Genomic DNA, 1,003 nt, shown 5'->3' with positions numbered 1-1,003 from the left:
TTTATATAATATATTAAAAATAAAGAGAGTAAATATGAAAAATAGTAATTTAAAATTTAAAAATGTTGAAAATTATTTCAAGTGTCCAATATGTAAAAATGAAATGTATATTGAAAACAACACATTAAAATGTCAAAACAATCACTGTTTTGATATTGCAAAAAAAGGATATATAAATTTTTTATCAAACAGAAAGCCTCAAAAGGGTTATGACAAGAGTTTCTTTGAAAATAGGAATATTATATTAAATCAAGGCTATTATGACCATATATGCGATTATATCCAATCTTATATAAACACTTTTAAACCTGACACAGTTATTGATGCCGGATGCGGAGAAGGTTTCTATGTCAAAAAATTATATAATGAAAACATAGATTTTTTTGCTTTTGATTTATCTAAAGATGCTATTAATGTTGCAGCAAGAGGCATGAATAATATTTGTTTTTTTGTTTCAGACATACAATCTATTCCACTAAAAGATAATTCTATTGACTGTATGTTAAATATATACACACCAGCAAATTATCCCGAATTTAAAAGAGTATTAAAGAAAGATGGAATTATAATTAAAATTATTCCGGGTCTTTCTCACTTAAAAGAATTAAGAGATATTGTAAAAAATGAATTAAAACATGAGCAGTATGATAATAATGATGTAATTGAGTGTTTCAAAGAGCATTGTGAATTATTAGAGATCAAAGAACTTAATCAAACAAAAGAAATTTCTTTAGAAAATTTAAAATCTTTTTTAGATATGACCCCGTTATTATTTGATATTGATAAAAGTAAATTTGATTATAATAATATAAGTGAAATAACTATTTCCGCTACTGCATTAATTGGAAAAATAAAATAATAAGAGATTTTTACATCTCTTATTATTTTTCATATAAAAAAAGAACATCTTATTGATGTTCTTTTTTATTTATCATTTACTAAAATTATTCGATAATTTCAGCAACAACTCCTGAACCTACTGTTCTACCACCTTCTCTGATAG

Annotated in this window: 1 protein-coding gene; it reads left to right on the top strand. The window is 23.8% G+C overall.

Features of this window, described 5'->3' with window-relative positions:
* The coding region (locus ACTQYZ_RS10030) for a putative RNA methyltransferase (RefSeq protein ID WP_441416544.1) at positions 1-859 on the top strand (859 nt) is incomplete at its 5' end.
* Positions 860-1,003 lie beyond the last annotated feature (144 nt).

It is taken from the genome of Anaerofustis sp. LCP19S3_F7 (assembly GCF_052119445.1).
In the GTDB taxonomy this organism is placed as follows: domain Bacteria; phylum Bacillota; class Clostridia; order Eubacteriales; family Anaerofustaceae; genus Anaerofustis; species Anaerofustis butyriciformans.
This window is presented reverse-complemented; position numbering and strand designations above follow the sequence as displayed.